Source organism: Photorhabdus aballayi (assembly GCF_026153155.1).
Taxonomy (GTDB): domain Bacteria; phylum Pseudomonadota; class Gammaproteobacteria; order Enterobacterales; family Enterobacteriaceae; genus Photorhabdus; species Photorhabdus luminescens.
Window position 1 is genome coordinate 66350 of the sequence record NZ_JAPFCD010000005.1, and the last position, 21500, is coordinate 87849.

The 21500-nt window shown below is 44.8% G+C and carries 20 protein-coding genes and 2 tRNA genes; 4 read left to right on the top strand and 18 right to left on the bottom strand.

The genetic code is table 11. The features are described 5' to 3' along the window. Positions 1 to 46: 46 nt before the first annotated feature. Complete coding sequence (locus OO184_RS04380) at positions 47 to 328, top strand: AbrB/MazE/SpoVT family DNA-binding domain-containing protein (protein ID WP_265378142.1); 282 nt, start codon at positions 47 to 49, stop codon at positions 326 to 328. After that, positions 318 to 695, top strand: coding sequence for a type II toxin-antitoxin system PemK/MazF family toxin (locus OO184_RS04385; RefSeq protein ID WP_312023685.1), 378 nt, complete (start codon positions 318 to 320; stop codon positions 693 to 695). Before OO184_RS04380 ends, OO184_RS04385 begins: the two co-directional genes overlap by 11 nt. Positions 696 to 780: 85 nt before the next feature. On the opposite strand, the gene OO184_RS04390 is transcribed toward OO184_RS04385, so the two are convergent. From OO184_RS04390 to rlmE, 17 genes are all read right to left on the bottom strand, one after another. Further along, positions 781 to 2682: a DEAD/DEAH family ATP-dependent RNA helicase gene (locus OO184_RS04390; RefSeq protein ID WP_265378143.1), complete on the bottom strand. Its 1902-nt coding sequence runs from the start codon at positions 2680 to 2682 to the stop codon at positions 781 to 783. Then, on the bottom strand, positions 2672 to 2752 hold the full coding sequence (gene yrbN / locus OO184_RS25165) for a protein YrbN (protein WP_105394837.1): 81 nt from the start codon (positions 2750 to 2752) through the stop codon (positions 2672 to 2674). Before yrbN ends, OO184_RS04390 begins: the two co-directional genes overlap by 11 nt. Positions 2753 to 2853: 101 nt before the next feature. Beyond that, on the bottom strand, positions 2854 to 3738 hold the full coding sequence (nlpI, locus tag OO184_RS04395) for a lipoprotein NlpI (RefSeq protein ID WP_036776503.1): 885 nt from the start codon (positions 3736 to 3738) through the stop codon (positions 2854 to 2856). 124 nt (positions 3739 to 3862) lie between these two features. Next, positions 3863 to 5992 carry a polyribonucleotide nucleotidyltransferase gene (gene pnp, locus OO184_RS04400; protein ID WP_265378144.1) on the bottom strand — a complete coding sequence of 710 codons (2130 nt, stop codon included), beginning with the start codon at positions 5990 to 5992 and terminating at the stop codon, positions 3863 to 3865. A gap of 246 nt (positions 5993 to 6238) precedes the next feature. Further along, positions 6239 to 6508: a 30S ribosomal protein S15 gene (rpsO, locus tag OO184_RS04405; RefSeq protein WP_015836102.1), complete on the bottom strand. Its 270-nt coding sequence runs from the start codon at positions 6506 to 6508 to the stop codon at positions 6239 to 6241. A gap of 124 nt (positions 6509 to 6632) precedes the next feature. Continuing rightward, positions 6633 to 7580 (bottom strand): tRNA pseudouridine(55) synthase TruB, encoded by a 948-nt coding sequence (gene truB, locus OO184_RS04410; protein ID WP_265378145.1) that lies wholly within the window; start codon positions 7578 to 7580, stop codon positions 6633 to 6635. Continuing rightward, the gene (gene rbfA / locus OO184_RS04415) at positions 7580 to 7990 is read right to left on the bottom strand and encodes a 30S ribosome-binding factor RbfA (protein WP_049585104.1); all 411 of its coding nucleotides are present in this window, start codon (positions 7988 to 7990) and stop codon (positions 7580 to 7582) included. The genes truB and rbfA overlap by 1 nt, the downstream gene beginning before the upstream one ends. A gap of 68 nt (positions 7991 to 8058) precedes the next feature. Next, a complete protein-coding gene (gene infB / locus OO184_RS04420) occupies positions 8059 to 10788 on the bottom strand; it encodes a translation initiation factor IF-2 (RefSeq protein ID WP_265378146.1) in 2730 nt (909 codons plus the stop codon). A gap of 24 nt (positions 10789 to 10812) precedes the next feature. Next, complete coding sequence (gene nusA / locus OO184_RS04425; RefSeq protein ID WP_049585102.1) at positions 10813 to 12321, bottom strand: transcription termination factor NusA; 1509 nt, start codon at positions 12319 to 12321, stop codon at positions 10813 to 10815. Positions 12322 to 12342: 21 nt separating this feature from the next. Further along, a complete protein-coding gene (gene rimP / locus OO184_RS04430; protein ID WP_023043415.1) occupies positions 12343 to 12795 on the bottom strand; it encodes a ribosome maturation factor RimP in 453 nt (150 codons plus the stop codon). Between the two features lie 211 nt (positions 12796 to 13006). Next, positions 13007 to 13083, bottom strand: a tRNA-Met gene (locus tag OO184_RS04435). A gap of 58 nt (positions 13084 to 13141) precedes the next feature. Continuing rightward, positions 13142 to 13230 (bottom strand) — tRNA-Leu (locus tag OO184_RS04440). Positions 13231 to 13289: 59 nt separating this feature from the next. Next, positions 13290 to 13628 carry a preprotein translocase subunit SecG gene (secG, locus tag OO184_RS04445; protein ID WP_265378147.1) on the bottom strand — a complete coding sequence of 113 codons (339 nt, stop codon included), beginning with the start codon at positions 13626 to 13628 and terminating at the stop codon, positions 13290 to 13292. Positions 13629 to 13804: 176 nt separating this feature from the next. After that, positions 13805 to 15142 (bottom strand): phosphoglucosamine mutase, encoded by a 1338-nt coding sequence (glmM, locus tag OO184_RS04450; RefSeq protein ID WP_265378148.1) that lies wholly within the window; start codon positions 15140 to 15142, stop codon positions 13805 to 13807. Further along, positions 15139 to 15984 carry a dihydropteroate synthase gene (gene folP / locus OO184_RS04455; RefSeq protein ID WP_265378149.1) on the bottom strand — a complete coding sequence of 282 codons (846 nt, stop codon included), beginning with the start codon at positions 15982 to 15984 and terminating at the stop codon, positions 15139 to 15141. Before folP ends, glmM begins: the two co-directional genes overlap by 4 nt. Before the next feature lie 84 nt (positions 15985 to 16068). Next, positions 16069 to 18021, bottom strand: coding sequence for an ATP-dependent zinc metalloprotease FtsH (gene ftsH, locus OO184_RS04460; RefSeq protein ID WP_088374111.1), 1953 nt, complete (start codon positions 18019 to 18021; stop codon positions 16069 to 16071). A gap of 57 nt (positions 18022 to 18078) precedes the next feature. Beyond that, positions 18079 to 18708 carry a 23S rRNA (uridine(2552)-2'-O)-methyltransferase RlmE gene (gene rlmE, locus OO184_RS04465; RefSeq protein ID WP_049585096.1) on the bottom strand — a complete coding sequence of 210 codons (630 nt, stop codon included), beginning with the start codon at positions 18706 to 18708 and terminating at the stop codon, positions 18079 to 18081. A gap of 140 nt (positions 18709 to 18848) precedes the next feature. Between rlmE and yhbY the strand changes: the two genes are divergently transcribed. Further along, positions 18849 to 19142 carry a ribosome assembly RNA-binding protein YhbY gene (yhbY, locus tag OO184_RS04470; protein ID WP_049585095.1) on the top strand — a complete coding sequence of 98 codons (294 nt, stop codon included), beginning with the start codon at positions 18849 to 18851 and terminating at the stop codon, positions 19140 to 19142. A 133-nt stretch (positions 19143 to 19275) separates the two neighbouring features. Here the strand turns inward: yhbY and greA are convergent, their stop codons facing one another. Then, positions 19276 to 19752, bottom strand: a complete 477-nt coding sequence (greA, locus tag OO184_RS04475) for a transcription elongation factor GreA (protein WP_049585094.1) — start codon at positions 19750 to 19752, stop codon at positions 19276 to 19278. A 261-nt stretch (positions 19753 to 20013) separates the two neighbouring features. Here greA and dacB point away from each other — a divergent pair, with 261 nt between their 5' ends. Further along, positions 20014 to 21462, top strand: a complete 1449-nt coding sequence (dacB, locus tag OO184_RS04480; protein ID WP_265378150.1) for a serine-type D-Ala-D-Ala carboxypeptidase — start codon at positions 20014 to 20016, stop codon at positions 21460 to 21462. The last annotated feature ends 38 nt before the right edge of the window (positions 21463 to 21500 follow it).

Below are 21500 nucleotides of genomic sequence, written 5' to 3' on the forward strand. Positions count from 1 at the left end.
TTTGTGCTATAATGTGCTACATAATGCGTCTTTTTAAGGAGCAGTTATGACTACATTGACTCGATTAAGAAAGCAAGGTGGGGCTGTTGTATTAACTATTCCCAGCGATATAGCTCAATCATTGGGTTGGCGCCCCGGTACAGAAATAGAGCTAAATAAACAGGGGGAATGTCTCAATATAATATCTGCTAAAAGACAACGGAGAGGGAGAAAAACCCTATCCCAGCTTCTTACAGAAATCAATCCTCAGGAAATAAAAGTACTAAATCAATCAGTAGCATTCTGGAACGAAACTCCGGCAGTTGGTAAGGAATACAATGATGACTAAAAGGAAAAAATTCCCAGGACGAGGAGAAATCTGGTTTGTAGATCATGATCCAGTGACTGGCCGGGAATTAAAGGGAAAACATTACTTCATTGTTATCACTGAAACTATATTGAATAACGCTTTAGGAACTGCAATTTGTTGTCCAATAACAATAGGTGGGAGCAAGCCACGCTCATCAGGTACAACAGTTGTGGTTGATGGCCGTAGTACACTTTCTGGAGAAATTACAGGTGTCGTATTATGTCACCAAATCAGAACGCTGGATTTAGAAGGAACGAAAGCGACATATGCTACAGATGCAGAGGCTGAATTGCTCGATGAAATCATTGGCAAAGTAATTGATTTAATTGATCCCCAAGAAGACTGAATCATACCGCAATTGAAACAATTAACTGATAAAAAACGGCTCCTGTAAAAAGAGCCGCTTTATTATTTAAATATTAATCAGACAATTACTGCGCATTACTGTTGTTATAACGACGGCGTGGAGCTGATGAACCATGATCATCGCCACGACCACGGAAATTGCCACGGTTTTGGCCTTCACCACGACCTTCTCCACTGCGGCGTTCACCATTGAAGCGACGACCACCACCATTAAAATTCTCACGATCACGACGAGGACCATTGCCATTGCCGTTACGTGGACCACCGCGACGTTCGCGGCGCTCAAACGGCTGTGCATCACCCAGTAACTGCATATTCATTGGCTTGTTCAGAATGCGGGTACGGGTAAAGTGGGACAACAAATCACCTGGCATACCTTTTGGCAATTCAATCGTGGAATGCGTTGCAAACAATTTGATATTGCCAATATAACGGCTGCTGATATCCCCTTCGTTAGCAATCGCACCAACGATATGACGAACTTCAACGCCATCATCACGGCCCACTTCAATACGGTACAACTCCATTTCACCGACATCACGGCGTTCACGACGAGGACGATCACCACGTTCGCCACGATCATCAAGGCCGTTACGACGACGATCATCGCGCTCATTGAATTCACGGCGAGGACGACGTACCGGATCTGGAGGCAGAATCAATGGACGCTCACCTTGTGCCATTTTTAATAATGCTGCGGCCAGAGTTTCTATATCCAGATCTTCCGCAGGTTGCAATTTAGACAACAGAGTACGGTACTGATCCAGATCGCTACTTTCCAATTGCTGCTGCACATTAGCGGCAAATTTTTCCAGACGACGCTGACTCAACAACTCAGCATTTGGCAGCTCAACTTCTGGAATAGTCAGCTTCATTGTACGTTCAACGTTACGTAACAAGCGGCGTTCACGGTTTTCTACAAACAACAACGCACGACCAGCACGCCCTGCACGGCCAGTACGGCCAATACGGTGAACATAAGATTCGGCATCCATTGGAATGTCATAGTTAACAACCAGGCTGATGCGCTCAACATCCAGTCCACGCGCTGCAACATCAGTTGCAATCAAAATATCCAAACGGCCATCTTTCAGACGTTCCAATGTCTGCTCACGCAGTGCCTGGTTCATATCACCGTTTAGCGCCGCACTGTTGTAGCCATTACGCTCCAGTGCTTCTGCCACTTCCAACGTTGCGTTTTTGGTGCGCACAAAAATAATCGCGGCATCAAAATCCTCTGCTTCAAGGAAACGCACCAAAGCTTCATTTTTACGCATACCGTAAACAGACCAATAGCTCTGGCTGATGTCAGGACGAGTCGTTACACTCGCTTGGATACGCACTTCCTGCGGATCGTTCATAAAACGACGAGTAATACGACGGATAGCTTCTGGCATAGTTGCAGAGAACAACGCAGTCTGATGTTCTGCGGGGATCTGGCTCATGATGTTTTCAACATCTTCGATAAAGCCCATACGCAACATTTCGTCTGCTTCATCCAAAACTAAACCGCTCAGATTAGACAGATCCAAAGTACCACGCTTCAGATGATCCAAAAGACGCCCAGGCGTACCCACAACAATTTGTGGCCCTTGACGCAAAGCGCGTAACTGAACGTCATAACGTTGCCCACCATACAACGCAACAACATTCACGTTACGCATATGTTTAGAAAAATCTGCGCACGCTTCGGCTACCTGTACCGCCAGTTCACGGGTCGGCGCCAACACAAGGATCTGCGGAGCTTTCAACTCAGCATTGATGTTATGCAGCAAAGGCAGACTGAATGCCGCTGTTTTACCACTCCCCGTCTGCGCCATACCCAGTACGTCACGACCATTTAATAAATGGGGAATACATTGTTGTTGAATTGGAGATGGCTTTTCATAGCCTAGATCTTCCAGTGCAGAAAGGATAGGTGCTGATAAACCCAGATCAGCAAAAGAGATTTCAGTCTCAGTGGTCATGTAATGGTGCCTCATTAGTTATGGCGGCCAGTCTACATAACGCATCGAAAAAAATTTCGGTCATTTTCATTTAAAATGTGAACTGGCTCAAAGTATTTAATTAAACGAACAAATAAGCCCTCATCGATCAAGATGATGGACTTTGTTAATCGATATCGAAATGTTCGTCAGCTATTGCTGGTCCGATTCTGATAGGTCATCTTGTTCCTGGCCTAACAGCGCCAATTCCAACAATGCATAGCGGTGCTCAACAAAGTTATGTGCGTTGTTAGCTACCGTCAGCTTGAATAACGCAGATGCGCTATCCTTGTCCCCCAGACTTAGGTAATGCTTACCTAAATAGAAGTCAGTTTCACTGAGATGCTCAGCGAGCGAAGTGTTATCCGTTGCATTCTCTTTCAAGCGATTCATCAATGTATATTCACTAATTTTGCCTAAATAGAATTCAACTATATTCCAGCCCCATTGCCCCCGGTTCGCTTTTTCGTAGTGTTGCGATAAATTCAACATTGCCCCTTTAGGATAAAATTCTTTTTCCACCAGGTACAACCACAGCGAACGGAAAGGATCATTTGGATCGTCTTGATAAAACGCCTGCAGATCATCCTGCGCTAACTTATACCTACCACCGTAATACAACGCGATGCCACGGTTAAGACGCGCGTAATTGTAAGTTGGATCAAGCTCTAATACAGAATCAAACGCTTCATAGGCAGCATCAAAATTGCCAGCCTGTGTGAAGTAAATTCCCAGATAATTAAAAATCTCTGGAATATTAGGCCGAATAGATAAGGCAACAGAAAAATCATTTCGTGCCAAAGCTCTCAGGCCGAGACTATCATACAGCACACCTCTCTCATATAAAAGCTGTGCGTACTCATCTTCTGTCAATGACCGACTCGCAAGAATCTGTTCCATGCGAGCCAGAATGACTTCTTGTTGCAATGAAGGTTGTAACGGAATAGCAAAAACTTCGTTTTTACGCCAATCCTTGCTGCTGCATCCTGCCAAAAGAAGTATTGCTACAGCATAACACCAGCGCAGAAAAAGATTCATTTCCTACTCCCGAAAGTCAGACATTAAATTAAGAATGCCCTATCACCCATATTGCATTTATTGGGCCTCCTGCCCTGAGTCTATAAACGGCGCCTTTCTAAAGACACCGTTTATGACATCAAATTTATTCTGCTGATTGTGGCGCCACGGGTGTATCCTCGACAATTACGCCGGCTGTCGCTTCTTTAATGCTCAGGCGAACACGACCCTGGCGATCAATTTCCAGAACTTTAACTGAGACTTCCTGACCAACCTGCAAATAATCTGCCACTTTCTCAACACGCTTATCAGCAATCTGAGAAATATGTACCAGACCTTCTTTACCGCCACCAATAGCAACAAATGCGCCAAAATCAACGATGCGGGTTACTTTACCAGTGTAAATACGAGCAACTTCGATTTCAGCAGTGATTTCTTCAATACGACTGATGGCATGTTTTGCTTTTTCACCATCAGTTGCAGCAATTTTCACTGTGCCATCATCTTCGATCTCAATGGTAGTACCGGTTTCTTCTGTCAGCGCACGGATAACTGAACCACCTTTACCGATAACATCTTTGATCTTATCAGGGTTGATCTTAATAGTGTGAATACGTGGTGCAAATTCAGAAATTTCATTACGTGGGCTGTGAATTGCCTGCTCCATTACACTCAGGATGTGCAAACGCGCACCTTTTGCCTGATTCAGAGCAATTTGCATGATTTCACGGGTAATGCCTTCAATTTTGATGTCCATTTGCAGTGCGCTGATGCCTTCACAGCTACCCGCGACTTTAAAGTCCATATCTCCCAAGTGATCTTCATCACCCAAGATATCAGACAGAACAACAAAATTATCGTCTTCTTTCACTAACCCCATTGCAATACCAGCAACAGCAGCTTTAATCGGCACACCTGCGTCCATCAACGCAAGAGATGCGCCACAAACAGATGCCATTGAAGATGAGCCGTTTGATTCCGTAATTTCAGAAACTACACGAACGGTATATGGGAATTCGTTAGCTTTCGGCATAACCGCCGCCACACCGCGTTTAGCCAAACGACCATGACCAATTTCACGACGCTTTGGCGAACCAATCATACCTGTTTCACCAACAGAATATGGCGGGAAGTTGTAGTGCAATAGGAAACGATCTGTGCGCTCTCCCATCAACTCGTCAATGATCTGTGCATCACGTTCTGTACCCAAAGTCGCAGTAACCAAAGCCTGAGTTTCACCACGAGTAAACAGCGCAGAACCATGAGTGCGAGGCAGAACTCCAGTACGTACGTCCAATGCACGAACCATATCTTTTTCGCGGCCATCAATACGTGGTTCGCCACGCAAGACACGACTACGAACAACTTTTTTCTCTAAGCTACCCAGAATCTCATGGATTTCGGCTTCCTCTAAAGCTTCATCCTGTTCCAACAGCGCTGCCGTCACTTCCTCTTTGATAGCATCAACCTGAGCATAACGCTCCTGTTTTTCAGTGATACGGTAAGCATCACCCAAACGGCTTTCCGCCAATTCAGCTACTCGGTCATGCAACACTTGATTAACAGGTTCCGGCGCCCAATTCCATTTTTCTTTACCTGCTTCCGCAGCCAACGCATTAATGTTATCAATAACTACCTGTTGTTGATCATGGCCGAATACTACCGCACCTAACATTTGCTCTTCAGTTAGAATGTCTGCTTCAGATTCAACCATCAAAACAGCACCAGCAGTACCTGAAACCACCAGATCCAAACGGCTATTTTTCAGCTCATCACTGGTTGGGTTAAGCACATACTGATCATTAATATAACCAACGCGTGCAGCGCCAATTGGGCCATTGAACGGAATACCAGATAGCGCCAGCGCAGCAGAAGCACCGATCATTGCAACAACATCTGGGTTAACTTGCGGGTTAACAGAAACAACCGTTGCGACAATCTGCACCTCGTTCAGGAAACCCTCTGGGAACAGAGGACGCAGAGGACGATCAATCAAACGAGCAACTAATGTTTCACCTTCACCAGGGCGACCTTCGCGACGAAAGAAGCTGCCTGGAACACGACCAGCAGCATAAGTACGTTCCTGATAGTTAACAGTCAGTGGAAAGAAATCCTGACCTTCTTTTGCTTTTTTCTGACCAACAACGGTAACAAATACAGCGGTGTCATCCATATTGACCATGACAGCCGCTGTAGCCTGGCGAGCCATCATACCCGTTTCGATAGTAACGGTATGTTGACCATATTGAAATTTACGAACAATCGGATTAAGCAAAATAATATCCTTTCGTTAACATTGCCTTTTATATTCAGCAAACAACAATGAATGATCTCTTCATGCCACATCCTCGCGACTAACGACAGGTCTTACTCCCTTAAGCACTCTCATTAGCCGCGCGAACCTCTGTAACTGAAGAGCCTTAATAAAAACCACCACCAGCATTTTTTGTGCTGTTGCCTATGATGGCTTCTCAGAAGAAAAGGGGCCATATATGGCCCCTTTCCACTGAAACTTGCTTGATTAGCGACGCAGGCCAAGACGCCCAATCAGCGCAGTGTAACTTGTTACATTTTTACGCTTCAGATAGTCCAGAAGTTTACGACGCTGAGAAACCATGCGCAGCAGACCACGACGGCTGTGGTGATCTTTTTTATGCTCTGAAAAGTGGCCTTGCAGGTGGTTAATCTGTGCAGTTAACAAAGCAATCTGTACTTCACTGGAACCACTGTCATTCGCATCACGACCAAATTCAGCAATAATTTGCGCTTTTGCTTCAGTACTTAGAGACATAATTACAACTCCAAAAATATATAAACTAAAATTACGGATGGCCGATCTCTAATTCAGCTACCCAACATATAACTGCGCCATTCTACGCTGCAAATAAGTTAAGCGCAAGATAGCCCCAAATACCCTAATCCCGGCTTTCAACAACTAAACGGCGGGGAGCAACAAGCCCATCGTCATTGATAACAGCAATGCCAATGAATTTCCGTTCATCACCTTCAGTTACACGTACCATACTTTCAACCAGAGCCGGGGATTTAGCACTGCGCACCGCCTGACCTTGTTTAAAATAAGCCGCAACTACTGGAATCAAATTAACCTCTGGGAAATGAGCAATTGCACTATCCATTGGTAATAGTAATGAATCAATTAATTCGCCCACAGGTATTTCCTGATCTTTGGCCTGCTTTTGCAATTCATATAATTGCTCAAGTGTCACCATGCGATCATTTGGATAATTCGCTACCTGTAAACGTCTTAAATAAATAACGTGAGCACCACAGCCTAATAATTCACCTAAGTCATCAATAATAGTGCGAATATAAGTTCCTTTCGAACAGTGTATTTCCAATTCCAGTTCATCATCTTCCCAACGGATAAACTGTAATTCATAGACTGTAATCGGCCGTGCTTCGCGTTCTACCTCAATACCCTGACGAGCATACTCATACAATGGTTTTCCCTGATGTTTCAGTGCAGAATACATGGAAGGAATTTGCATGGTATTACCACGGAATTTATCCAAAGCTGTATCAAGTTGTGCCTGATTTAACAGGATTGCTCTTTCACTGATGATTTGCCCGTGTGAATCAGATGTGTCAGTTCGCTGACCAAGACGAGCTATCACTCGATAACGCTTGTCAGAATCAAGTAAGAACTGGGAAAACTTCGTGGCTTCACCAAGGCAAACCGGTAGCATACCCGTTGCTAGTGGATCCAACGCGCCAGTGTGACCAGCTTTGCTGGCGTTGAAAATACGTTTTACTTTTTGTAACGCATCATTAGAAGAAATATCCTGCGGCTTATCCAGTAACAACACACCATGTATATCACGACCGCGACGACTACGCCCCATTACTTCTCCTCTTTGTGATCCGCAGAAGCCCGGCGCTGTTCATCATTCTTCACAACATTAGTAACCAGATTGGACATCCTCATCCCCTCGACCAGGGAATTATCATAGGAGAAAGTCAGTTCTGGTACGACACGCAAACGCATTGCTTTACCCAACAGAGAACGAATAAAACCAGAAGCTTCATTCAATGCCTTAATACCATTTTTTACCACATCGGAATCATGTTCTTCAGTCAACACATTCAGAAAGGTGACAAATACTTTGGCGTAAGCCAAATCACGGGAAACTTCAACGCCAGAAACAGTCGCCATACCGATTCGGGGATCTTTCACTTCTCGCTGTAAAATGATGGCAATCTCTTTTTGCATTTCCTGTGCAACGCGCTGAGTACGACTGAATTCTCTTGCCATTGTTATATCTCCTGACATTTGGGGGGCAAAAGCCCCCCAATAATAATGAAATTAACCAGTGGTAGGAATTAAGCGATAGATCGTTTAACTTCAATAACTTCAAATACTTCGATCATGTCACCAACACGAACATCGTTGTAGTTCTTAACACCGATACCACATTCCATACCATTACGGACTTCGTTAACGTCATCTTTAAAGCGGCGAAGGGATTCCAATTCACCTTCGTAAATCACTACGTTATCACGCAATACGCGAATTGGATTATTACGTTTAATCGTACCTTCGGTTACCATACAACCTGCAATCGCACCAAATTTCGGTGACTTAAACACATCACGAACTTCTGCTAATCCCATGATTTGCTGTTTATATTCAGGCGCCAGCATACCACTCATTGCCTGTTTAACTTCATCAATCAGGCTATAAATAACAGAGTAATAACGCAGATCCAAGCTTTCATTTTCAACAACCCGACGTGCAGAAGCATCGGCACGAACATTGAAGCCCAGAATAATTGCATTAGAAGCAGCAGCCAGTGTTGCATCAGTCTCGGTAATGCCACCTACGCCAGAGCCGATGATTTTCACTTTCACTTCATTGGTAGACAATTGCTCCAATGCTTCGCGGATCGCTTCACATGATCCCTGAACGTCAGATTTCAGAACAATATTCAATTCAGAAACTTCACCTTCTTCCATGTTAGCAAACATGTTTTCCAGTTTAGATTTCTGCTGGCGAGCTAGTTTGACCTCACGGAATTTACCCTGACGATACAGAGCAACTTCACGCGCTTTCTTCTCATCACGTACAACAGTCGCTTCATCACCAGCGGCAGGTACGTTGGACAGGCCAAGAATCTCTACTGGAATAGATGGACCCGCAGAGAACACTTCGCGACCTAGCTCGTCACGCATTGCACGAACTCGTCCATATTCAAAGCCACAAAGTACAATATCACCTTTGTTCAAAGTACCTTCTTGAACTAGCACTGTCGCAACCGGACCACGGCCTTTATCCAAGAATGATTCGATAACAACGCCGCTTGCCATACCAGAATGGACTGCTTTTAGTTCAAGAACTTCAGCTTGAAGTAAGATTGCGTCCAGCAATTCATCAATACCAATACCAGCTTTAGCAGATACATTGATAAACTGTGTTTCACCGCCCCATTCTTCAGGCTGAACACCGTGCTGAGAAAGCTCATTCTTCACGCGATCCGGATCAGCTTCGGGTTTGTCGATCTTATTAACCGCAACAACTACAGGCACATTCGCTGCTTTTGCATGCTGAATAGCTTCGATAGTCTGAGGCATCACACCATCATCGGCAGCAACAACCAGGACCACGATGTCGGTAGCTTTTGCACCACGTGCACGCATTGAAGTAAATGCAGCATGCCCTGGAGTATCCAGGAAAGTAATCATGCCACTTTCAGTTTCAACATGGTAAGCACCGATATGCTGGGTAATACCACCCGCCTCACCAGAAGCAACTTTCGTAGAACGAATGTAATCCAGCAGAGAAGTTTTACCGTGGTCAACGTGCCCCATGATAGTCACAACCGGCGCGCGAGATTCAGCAACAGCTTCACCTGTATCACGGTCGCTCATCAGCGCTTCTTCCAGCTCATTCTCACGACGCAGGATAACCTTATGACCCATTTCTTCAGCAACTAGCTGTGCAGTTTCCTGATCGATCACCTGGTTGATGGTTGCCATTGCACCCATTTTCATCATGGCTTTGATGACCTGAGAACCTTTGACAGCCATTTTATTAGCCAACTCAGCAACAGTAATAGTTTCACCGATCACAACATCACGGTTAACAGCCGCTACAGGCTTATTAAAACTTTGTTGCAATGTACTGGTTTTACGTTGCTTGCCTTTTGTACGGCCAACTGCGCGGGCTTCTTCACGATCTGCTTTAGATTCAGAATGCTTATTATTTTTCTTCTGGCGAGTAGCCTTACCGCTACGACCACGAGCACGACGATCACCTTCAACTTTAGCATCGTTTTCGTCTTCTGCTGCACGGGCATGACGGGAGGTAGTGACATGATAATCATCGTTATCAATGGAATCTGAATCACTTGACCACTTGTCCTGATTCTCTTCAGCCATACGACGAGCTTCCTCAGCAACGCGTCTAGCTTCTTCCTCTACCTTACGACGCACCTCTTCTTCTGCTTTACGCTTAAGATCAGCAGCTTCTGCTTCACGACGTGCTTTTTCACTTTGGGTTGTTTTGTCAGTCTGGACTGGTTTTTGCTTATGTTCGGTATGTTGATTGGTCACTTTTTCATTTTCCGCTGCCTGGCGCTTAGCTTCTTCAGCTGCTTCACGTTTGGCTTTTTCTTCTGCCTCACGTTTAGCCTGCTCTTCAGCGAGTTTCTTCGCTGCTGCTTCGGCTTCACGTTGCGCTTTTTCTTCTGCTTCGCGCCGTGCTTGCTCTTCCGCTTCACGCTTCGCCTGCTCTTCCGCTTTAGCCTGTTCAATTGCATCACGGTTCACATATGTACGCTTTTTGCGGACCTCAACGGCTACCGGTTTGCTTTTACCATCGGTGCCTGAAACATTCAACGTACTACGAGTCTTACGCTGCAATGTTAATTTATCGGGTTTACCAGCCGAACCACCTTGTTCGCGGTTCAAATGAGCCAGTAAAGCTTCTTTTTCTTTCTGAGAGACAAAATCAGTTTCGGTTTTTTTAATCCCTGCATCAGCAAATTGCTGTACCAGGCGATCAACCGAAGTCTGGATCTCTTCTGCCAGTGATTTTACGGTTACATCTGTCATGCTGTTCCTTCCTGCTACGGTTTATTACGCATCATCGCCAAACCAACAGATATTTCGGGCCGCCATGATGAGCTCGCCTGTCTTCTCATCATTCAAACCTTCAATATCAGATAGGTCGTCGATACCCTGCTCGGCAAGATCTTCCAGCGTACAGATGCCACGGGCAGCTAGGTCAAATGCCAGAGTACGGTTCATACCAGTCAGATTTAACAACTCTTCAGTTGGTTGTTTATCACTGAGACTCTCTTTCTGAGCCAGTTCCAGAGTAGTTAAAGCAGCTTTCGCACGTTCACGCAGGACTTCGATAGTTTCCTCATCAAGGCCTTCAATTTCCAGAAGTTCCTTAATTGGTACATAGGCCAATTCTTCCAGAGTTGAGAACCCTTCTTCGACTAGAACAGTAGCGAATTCTTCATCAATATCGAGATGCTTAGTGAATGTATCAATAGAAGCGTGAGCTTCTGCCTGATGTTTTGCTTGTAGCTCTTCAGCAGTCATGACATTTAATTCCCATTTGTCATCACTACGGTGTCTTTTCAACAACTGCGCAGCCAGACGCACGTTTTGACCATTACGGCCGATAGCCTGCGCTAAATTGTTGCTTTCAACGGCAACATCCATCGTGCACTTGTCTTCATCAACAACAATAGATGCAACATCAGCCGGAGCCATAGCATTAATGACAAACTGAGCAGGATTATCATCCCACAATACGATATCGATTCGTTCGCCGCCCAGTTCGCTGGAAACAGCCTGTACTCGCGCACCACGCATACCAACGCAAGCACCAACCGGATCAATACGTTTGTCATTCGTTTTTACTGCAATCTTAGCGCGAGATCCCGGATCGCGAGCAGCAGCTTTAATTTCAATTAGTTCTTCACCAATTTCCGGAACCTCAATACGGAACAATTCAACCAGCATTTCCGGACGGGAACGGCTGACAAACAGTTGCGCACCTCGCGCTTCAGGGCGAACATCATACAGTACGCCACGCACACGGTCACCTGGACGAAAATTTTCCCTTGGTAACATATCTTCGCGAAGGATAACTGCTTCAGCATTATTGCCCAAATCAAGAGTGATATTCTCACGATTGACTTTCTTAACCACACTGGTGATGATCTCACCTTGCTGTTCGCGGAACTGGTCAACAACCATAGCGCGCTCAGCCTCACGTACTTTTTGTACAATAACCTGTTTAGCGGTTTGCGTTGTAATACGATCAAATGTCACTGATTCAATTTGATCTTCGGTATAGCTACCCAAATCGATTTCAGGCTCTTCAAATCTAGCCGCTTCTAGCGTAATTTCACGAGTCGGCTGAGTCACTTCTTCAACAACTAACCAACGACGGAAGGTGTCAAAATCGCCAGATTTACGGTCAATGCTGACACGAACATCAATATCTTGTTCATATTTTTTCTTGGTGGCTGTGGCCAATGCTGTTTCCAGCGCCTCGAAGATCTTTTCGCGTGGAAGGGATTTTTCGTTGGAAACCGCTTCCACAACAGCCAGAATTTCTTTATTCATCCTAGTTGCCTCATCCGAACTTTAAAAGTGGGGTACCAGGTTCGCTTTCTGGATGTTGCTCAGTGCGAACACTTCATCTTTTCCATCCACCGTAACCGTGATCATTTCGCCGTCGACAGTTTTGATAATACCCAGCCATTTCCGACGGTTTTGCATTGCTATACGTAAAACCAGACTGACTTCCTCACCAATAAAACGCTGGTAATGTTCAGCCGTGAACAAAGGACGCTCTAAGCCAGGTGAAGAAATTTCCAGGTTATAAAGCACTGAGATAGGATCTTCGACATCCAATACCGCACTGACCTGGTGGCTAACATCAGCACAATCATCAACAGTGATACCATTCTCACTATCAATATAAATTCGCAGTGTAGAAACACGTGCACGAATAAACTCCAAGCCGACTAACTCAAAGCCTAAAGCTTCAACTGGTGCTGAAATCATCGCTGTTAATTTTTGCTCTAATGTGGACAAGCCCACCCCCAAGACATAAAAAAAGGGCTAATTAGCCCAGTAGTTCTGTTGTCAAATAACAAAAAACCCCGAAATTCGGGGCTTTATGCAACTGGACCCTATTTGCTGCCAGTGGCTTCAACCACTCACTTCATGCCCCTTTAAATCAGAACCAATATCTCAAATATTGCTGAATTATTTCGTTCAAAAAGGTGCATCTTAATTTAAGAAGTGGTTGCGGGAGCCGGATTTGAACCGACGACCTTCGGGTTATGAGCCCGACGAGCTACCATGCTGCTCCATCCCGCGTTCGAAAACGTGGCAAATATTACGCCGATAACTGCGAAAACGCAAGCTATCCGAATAATGGTACCGAGGACGGGACTTGAACCCGTAAGCCCTAGTGTGGGCACTACCACCTCAAGGTAGCGTGTCTACCAATTTCACCACCTCGGCACTACATGATGGAGCCATCGCTGATTAAACAGCCCCATTTCAATTCTTTCTTATGATGATTACTGCGGAATATCACTATTTGGTGCTGCTGGTGCCGCTGGAATCTCCATTGATTTCTCAACTTTAGCAGGCTCGCCAATGTTTTCCCACTTGCTGCTTGCACCGGTTTGGTTACTGGTCAGATTACCAAGCACCAAACTAATAATGAAAAACAGAGTAGCGAAAATCGCAGTCATACGAGTCATAAAGTTACCAGAACCCGATGAACCAAACAGCGTTGCAGAGGCACCCGCACCAAAGGAAGCACCCATATCAGCACCTTTACCTTGCTGTAGCATAACCAAGGCAACCAGCCCGATAGCAACCAGCAAGAAAACAACTAAAAGAGCTTCATGCATATGTCGTACCTATATCCTCGTGGGGTTTACCACAATCTATGTGGCTACCTTATACCACATCACCCACTCAAACAGGCTAATCACCTGACCGAGTGGGTGTGAATACTAACCAAACCACATCTGATACGCAAGGTTAATTTCAATAATCAGAATTACTTGAGGAAAAAAACAACAAATTAACCCGCATGTTTCACTGCATCAGCAATACGATGGGCCAAAGCAGTGACTTGCACATCATCTTCACCCTCGACCATGACACGAATCAATGGCTCAGTACCAGATTTACGTAACAATACCCGTCCACGTCCATTTAATTCAGCTTCAACAGATTTAGTAATATTAATTACAGTTTCCGATTTAAGTGGATCGTGTGAACCGGAGAAACGAACATTTACCAGCACCTGCGGCAAAAGTTTCATACCACTACACAGATCGTGCAAACTCATATGGTTACGAACCATAGCACTCAGAACCTGAAGGCCAGCAACAATACCGTCCCCCGTCGTTGTTTTATCCAGCAAAATAACATGGCCAGAATTTTCGGCACCTAAACGCCAACCCTCTTCTTGCAATTTTTCCAGCACATAACGGTCCCCCACTTTAGCACGCAAGAATGGGATACCAAGCTGCTTCAATGCCAGCTCCAATCCCATATTACTCATCAGCGTACCAACAACTCCGCCACGCAGTTGCCCCTGTCTCAATGCTTCACGGGCAATAATATAAAGGATTTGGTCGCCATCAACTTTCTGCCCTAAATGATCAACCATAATAACGCGGTCACCATCACCATCGAATGCCAGACCAACATCCGCCTTCTCTTCTACAACACGTTGTTGCAATAAACGAACATCGGTAGCACCACATTTTTCATTAATATTGATACCGTTCGGCTCACAGCCAATCGTCACAACATTAGCTCCTAGTTCTCTGAGCACATTTGGGGCAATGTGGTAGGTCGCACCATTAGCGCAATCAAGTACAATTTTCAATCCATTAAGACTTTGCTCACTTGGAAATGTACCTTTACAGAATTCAATATAACGGCCAGCAGCATCAACAATACGATTTGCACGCCCCAGCTCTGCTGATTCCACGCAAGTCAGCGGTTTTTCCATTTCAGCTTCAATTGCCTCTTCCACATCATCCGGCAGTTTCGTACCGTCAATAGAGAAGAATTTAATACCATTATCATAATAAGGATTATGAGAAGCAGAGATAACAATTCCAGCTTCAGCACGGAAGGTACGAGTCAAATAAGCAACAGCAGGTGTTGGCATAGGGCCAGTGAACGAAGCCGACAAACCAGCCGCAGCTAAACCTGCTTCTAAAGAAGATTCCAGCATATAGCCAGAAATACGGGTATCCTTACCGATAATGATCTTACGAGAACCATGACGAGCCAGTACTTTACCCGCAGCCCAACCAAGCTTTAACACAAAATCTGGCGTAATTGGGCTATTGCCCACTTTGCCACGGATACCATCAGTACCAAAGTATTTACGGTTACTCATAATTTCTTTTCTTCCTTTGCTGAAAGTGTTGCTTCGACAATTTGCATTGCCTGCACGGTTTCTTTGACATCATGCACCCGGATAATTTGCGCCCCTTGCATAGCAGCGATAACAGCGCAAGCTACACTACCAACAACCCTTTCTTGCGGCGGTACATGAAGCAACTGACCTATCATAGATTTACGTGACATTCCTGCCAGCACAGGTAAACCAAATTGATGAAATTGGTTTAAATGTGCCAGTAACTGATAATTATGCGCCAAGTTCTTGCCAAAACCGAAGCCCGGATCAAGAACAAGTTTATCTTTTGCTATCCCTGCCATCACACAACGTTCAATTTGTTCAGTAAAAAATTGTTTCACTTCACTTAACAAATTTTCATAATGTGGCGCATCCTGCATCGTCCGTGGTTGGCCTTTCATATGCATCAAACAAACAGGTAAGCCAGATTTAGCCACACTTTCCAAAGCACCAGGCTCTTGCAATGCACGAATATCATTAATCAAATGAGCGCCAGCTTTTGCTGATTCGCTCATCACCAATGCTTTCGAGGTATCAACAGAAATCCAAATATTGAATCGTTGGGCTAAAGCCTCAACAACCGGAACAACACGCTCCACTTCTTCCTGTTCACTGACTTCATCAGCTCCCGGACGGGTAGATTCCCCACCGATATCAATGATTGCGGCCCCTTCATCAATCATCTTTTCAGCATGTCGTAAGGCCATATCCAGAGTATTATGAACCCCACCATCAGAAAATGAATCTGGAGTCACATTCAAAATACCCATTATTTGTGGACGAGAAAGATTGAGAATATTATCTCTGACTCTAAGGTTCATGTCAGGCTACCTTCAATGTCAAAACCCCAGGGCTTACCTGGGGTTTCATGAATATATCAATCAGATTACGAAACAATGGAACAATTACTGATCTTTATTTCCTGACTGCCCTACTTGTTCACCACCTTGCGCCAATGTATTGATATCACCAGTTGGTTTTGTAGTCTGCGGAGGAGGTGTATTGCCTGTTGGGCGACTGTTATTATTGCTGCCATTATCGCTTTCCCATCCAGCTGGTGGGCGCACATTTGTACGATTCATTAAGTCATCAATCTGGGGGGCATCAATAGTTTCGTACTTCATCAATGCATCTTTCATCGAATGCAGAATATCAAGGTTGTCCATCAGAATCTGACGAGCACGTTGATAGTTATGATCGATAATTGCCTTCACTTCCTGATCGATAAGACGAGCAGTTTCATCAGACATGTGCTTAGCTTTAGCAACTGAACGGCCAAGGAACACTTCTCCTTCTTCCTCTGCATAGAGTAATGGGCCGAGTTTTTCCGAAAAACCCCACTGCGTCACCATGTTACGAGCAATTGATGTCGCCACTTTGATATCGTTAGATGCACCAGTAGAAACACTGTCTGGACCGTAAATAATCTCTTCCGCCAGACGACCTCCATATAAGGTTGAAATCTGACTTTCCAATTTCTGGCGACTAGCGCTGATCTGATCTCCTTCCGGTAGGAAAAAAGTCACACCCAAAGCGCGGCCACGCGGAATGATGGTAACTTTATGAACAGGATCATGCTCAGGAACCAGACGACCAATAATGGCATGACCTGCTTCATGATAAGCAGTTGATTCTTTTTGCTCTTCCGTCATCACCATCGAGCGGCGTTCTGCGCCCATCATGATTTTGTCTTTCGCTTTTTCGAATTCAACCATAGAAACTACGCGTCTGTTACTACGAGCAGCAAACAAAGCAGCTTCGTTCACCAGGTTAGCCAAATCAGCGCCAGAGAATCCCGGAGTACCGCGAGCAATGACAGAAGCATCAACATCAGTATCCAGAGGAACCCGGCGCATATGAACTTTCAGAATCTGCTCACGGCCACGTACGTCTGGCAAACCAACAACAACCTGACGGTCAAAACGACCAGGGCGCAGCAACGCAGGATCAAGTACGTCGGGACGGTTAGTCGCGGCAATAACGATAATACCTTCGTTGCCTTCAAAACCATCCATCTCAACCAGCATCTGGTTCAGAGTCTGCTCACGTTCATCGTGACCTCCGCCCAAACCAGCGCCACGCTGACGGCCCACCGCATCAATCTCATCAATAAAGATGATACAAGGTGCTGCTTTCTTCGCCTGCTCGAACATATCACGAACACGGGATGCACCAACACCAACAAACATTTCAACAAAGTCGGAACCAGAGATAGTAAAGAACGGCACTTTTGCCTCACCAGCAATTGCTTTTGCCAGTAAAGTCTTACCCGTACCCGGGGGCCCGACCATCAGAATACCTTTCGGAATTTTTCCACCCAACTTCTGGAAGCGGCCTGGCTCTCGCAGATATTCCACCAGTTCACCAACTTCTTCTTTCGCTTCGTCACAACCAGCAACATCAGCAAAAGTGGTTTTAATCTGATCTTCTGTCAGCATACGGGCCTTGCTTTTACCAAAAGACATTGCCCCTTTACCGCCGCCGCCTTGCATCTGACGCATAAAGAAAATCCAGACCCCAATAAGCAATAACATCGGGAACCAGGAAATGAAAATAGAAGTTAGCAGACTTGGTTCCTCTGGAGGTTCACCAACCACTTTTACGTTTTTATTCAGTAACGTATCTAACAGTTTTTCATCCTGTACTGGTAGGTAAGTGGTGTATCTGCTGTTATCTTTCCTACTAACGTTAATTTCACGACCTGTGATACGAACTTCGCGCACCTGATCCTGGGCTAATTCATTGATGAAGGTAGAATAATCCACCCTACGACTATTGGAATCGCTGGGACCAAAACTCTGGAATAACGACATCAGCACAACTGCGATAACTAACCAGAGAATCAGGTTTTTCGCCATGTCACTCAAGGGATTAACCTCATATTACAACTGTGTTAACAAATAGCATTCAGGGTACTATAGTTTCCGCCCTGTCGCTACAATGTATACTTCACGCGATCGTGCCCGCGAAGCGTCTGGCTTACGAATTTTCACGTTCGTAAATAGGGAGCGAATTTCCCTCAGGTATTCATCAAAGCCCTCTCCCTGAAACACTTTGACAATAAAACTCCCCCCGGGGGCCAGCACATCACGACACATATCTAACGCCAATTCAACCAGATACATGGATCGAGGAATATCGACCGCAGGTGTTCCGCTCATATTGGGCGCCATATCCGACATGACGACCTGGACTTTGTTATCACCAACTCGCTCAAGCAATGCTTTCAATACAAGTTCATCTCGAAAATCACCCTGAAGGAAATCGACGCCAACAATGGGATCCATCGGTAAAAGATCACAGGCAATCACTCGCCCATTATCATTAATTTGACTCACTGCGTACTGAGACCATCCACCAGGAGCTGCGCCTAAATCGACAACGGTCATGCCAGGCTTAAAAATTTTGTCACTTTGTTGAATTTCGTCAAGTTTAAACCAAGCGCGAGAACGAAGCCCTTTTTTCTGTGCTTGCAGAACATATTTATCACTAAAGTGTTCTTGTAACCAGCGACTGGAGCTTGCCGAACGTTTTTTATTGGCCATTGTCCTTTCCAACTATACTACGAATAAAGAGCCAGATATCTATTGCTCCATACACCAAAACCACAACACACTATTTATGGTGATAGAGATGAGATGGCGGTAGAATGTCCCGTTTTCAATCCTAACTAAGCAAAAAAACAATGACCCTTAACAAAAAACAAGTACAACACCTGAGAAGTCTCGCTCACCCACTAAAACCTGTCGTCATGATTGGTAATAACGGCCTGACCGAGGGTGTGTTGGCCGAAATTGAGCAAACACTGTCACACCATGAGCTTATCAAAGTCAAAATCGCAGGCGAAGATCGTGAAACCAAAAATTTGATCGCTGATGCAATTGTCCGCGAGACCGGCGCATATAATGTGCAAATTATCGGTAAAACCTTGGTTCTTTACCGTCAATCGGAAGAACGAAAAATTATTTTACCTAAATAATCAAACCTCATTTATATAAAATGCCGTGCGCATATTATGATAAAAAAGGCCATATCCGGCCTTTTTTACTTTCTCCACGATCCTTGTGCAGCTTTACCTAACGTAAACCAATAGCAACAGGCCAATCCTGAAGTTAAATATATTCAACTTTCAGGATTTCATATTCAACTTCACCACCTGGTGTTTTGATAATAACAACGTCATCAACTTCTTTACCTATCAAACCACGGGCAATGGGTGAATTCACAGAGATTAAATTTTCTTTAATATCTGCTTCATCATCACCCACAATCCGGTAAGTCTGCTCTTCATCAGTATTAATATTCAAAACCGTAACTGTCGTCCCAAAAATAACACGTCCAGTCTTAGGCATTTTTGTGACATCAATCACTTGTGCATTAGAAAGCTTAGCTTCGATTTCTTGAATACGACCTTCGCAGAAACCTTGTTGTTCACGAGCAGCGTGATACTCAGCGTTTTCTTTCAGATCACCATGTTCACGCGCTTCAGCAATGTCTGAAATAATTTTTGGACGGCGTACGTTCTTTAGATAATCTAACTCTTCGCGCAACTTATCCGCGCCACGTACCGTCATTGGAATCTGTTTCATTTATTAATCCTCTAAATCTTTCCTGAGCAAAAAAACAAGCATCATCCTGATGTTTTCAGATAACAGCACAATGAGCACACCTTGTCGGGCGGGCTTCCAGACAATAAACAATGGTGCAAACTACAGGGCTACCCAGAGTTCACAATCATATTTTACATATTAATATATCATTCTAACGTAGACTTGGTGATGGGTCATCGTTTACTTTTCCCCACTTTGCGCCTTAGTATTGTGGTACGTCTACATCCATATGCGAAATTTATGTCCTTCTTTAAAATTGCCAGCAGATTAGTTTGCGTCACCGTTCTGTATTTAATTACACTCAACGCAAACGCCACACCCGTTGAGGAATATACGCAATATCTGCCTGATGGTACTAATCTGGCGTTAATCGCTCAAAAAGTCGGTGCCAATACCCCGTTAATTGATTATCACGGGCAGCAAATGGCGCTACCAGCGAGTACGCTGAAAGTTGTCACAGCTCTTGCCGCATTGTTACAACTGGGTAAAGATTATCGCTTTATCACTACACTGGAAAGTCACGGGAAAATTTCAAACGGTGTCCTGAAAGGGAATTTGATCGCTCGTTTTGTTGGAGATCCAACACTGACCCGTCAACAACTTCGCAATATGGTCACCGCTCTAAAACAATCTGGCGTGGAAAAAGTTGACGGCGATCTTCTCATCGATGTTTCCGCTTTTGCCAGCCACGATAAAGCTCCCGGTTGGGTATGGAATGACATGACCCAATGCTTCAGTGCTCCCCCTGCTGCCGCAATTGTAGATCGAAACTGTTTTTCAGTTTCGGTATATAGTGCTGAACGCCCCGGTGATACCGCATTTATCCGCGTAGCATCCTTTTATCCTGTGAATATGTTCAGTGAAGTTAAGACGTTGGCAAAAGGCTCTCCCGAAAGCCAGTACTGTGAACTGGATGTCATTCCCGGAGAACTTAACCGTTTTACACTCACCGGATGCCTTACCCAACGCAGTGAACCGTTGCCACTGGCTTTCGCGATTCAAAATGGTCCTAGCTATGCAGGGGCAATTCTCAAAAATGAATTACAAATTGCAGGAATTGAAATCACAGGTAATCTCAAACGCCAAAGCTTACCAACTGAACCGGGAAAAATTCTGGCTCAAAATCAATCAGCACCATTACATGATCTGCTGAAAGTTATGTTAAAAAAATCTGACAATATGATTGCCGATACCGTATTTCGGACAATAGGCCGACAACACTTTGATATACCGGGAACCTGGCGTTCAGGCTCTGATGCGGTACGGCAAGTGTTAAAACAAAAAGCAGGTATCGATCTAGGAAATACCGTGATGGTGGATGGCTCAGGATTATCCCGCCATAATCTGATTACTCCTGCAACCATGATGGAAGTATTACAGTTTATCGCTCAACATGATCAAGAATTAGACTTTATTTCCATGCTGCCATTGGCGGGTCATGATGGCACATTAAGATACCGGGGAGGGCTGGATGAAGCAGGAGTTAACGGAAAAGTTTCGGCTAAAACCGGTGCCCTGCAAGGAGTTTATAATCTGGCTGGCTTTATAACCACTGCTAGCGGCCAACAAGTTGCTTTCGTGCAGTTTATTTCTGCTTACGCCGTACCGCCAAAAGAGCATCGCAACCGTCGAGCTCCTTTGATTCGATTTGAAAGCAGACTATACAAAGATTTATATCAATATAACTGATAAAATTGGCGCCATTTCAAATATGGCGCCCTTAACTA